This is a genomic window from Psychromonas sp. (assembly GCF_983033635.1).
This window is the reverse complement of sequence record NZ_CEZLMY010000181.1, coordinates 1-1,026: the sequence shown is the minus strand read 5'-3', so window position 1 is coordinate 1,026 and position 1,026 is coordinate 1. Positions and strand designations below refer to the sequence as shown.

The window sequence follows — 1,026 nt, the reverse complement described above, 5'->3', positions numbered from 1 at the left end:
AGCATGTATCGACTGGTATTAGTTGATAATGGGCTTAATGGCGTACTTTAATACATAAGTAAAATCACTTCCAAATTAAACATTCCACTTGATAACGCCATACAAAAACGAGTAAACAACATATTTTGTTAGTGGTTAAAAAATGATCGTTGGTAATTGTTTTTCTCTAGCTATAGCTCACACTTTTTCGCTGCTCCATAAATAAACTAATGGTGATCAATTAATGCACAGGATGTCAGCGTATTAACAAATCTTTACCTGACGATCCCTCAGATTCAATTAAAGGAATAAATGATTATGAATAAGACTGGTTTTCTAGCAGCATCAATGGTGATGGCGTTAACGGCTTGTGGCGGCTCAAGTAGTGACGGCGACAGCTCCTTTGTCAGGGCGATAGATGGGTATTTATCAAATGCTGAATTATGGGTAGACGTGAATGACAACCTATCTCTTGATAGTGCAGACATTAAGTTAGACTCGAATACCGATACCGATGGCAAATTTACTTTACCAACTGAATACAAAACACATGCTGTGTTTGTCAAGGCTATTTCTGGCCAAACGATAGATACCACTCGTGGTTTAGTGGCAAGTGATTTTGTTCTCGCTGCTCCAGCGGGTTCTACAGTCGCTAGCCCTATAACTAACATGGTCGTTAAGCAGTTGGCTGCAAACCCTGGTATGACGCAGGCCGAAGCGGAAGAAAAAGTAGTTCAATCTGTTACCGATTCAGGTTTAGCTGTATCTAGTAAACTTATCTTTGGTGACTACTTAGCGGATAACTCACAACAAGCACAAGCTCTTAATATTATTGGTGAAACGTTAGTTGACCATGCGGAACTTGCAGTTGAGAAACAACTGGAACTTGCTTCTGGCGTGGCTGATGCAGCTAAAAATATTATTGATGACCAAGATGAAAACCTGGACGATTTTTCACCTGCTATTGAAATCCCAGAAACGGGAGCGCTGACTGTTAGTCCAAACACTCGGCCAGTACATAATTTTAACGGTCGCGCTTTAAAGCCG

1 protein-coding gene is annotated in these 1,026 nt (G+C 40.5%); it reads left to right on the top strand.

Annotated elements, in window-relative coordinates; translation table 11 throughout:
• Positions 1 to 297 precede the first annotated feature (297 nt).
• Positions 298 to 1,026, top strand: a 729-nt coding sequence (locus AC4GME_RS16150; RefSeq protein WP_490379766.1) for a hypothetical protein, incomplete at its 3' end; no start/stop codon positions are given.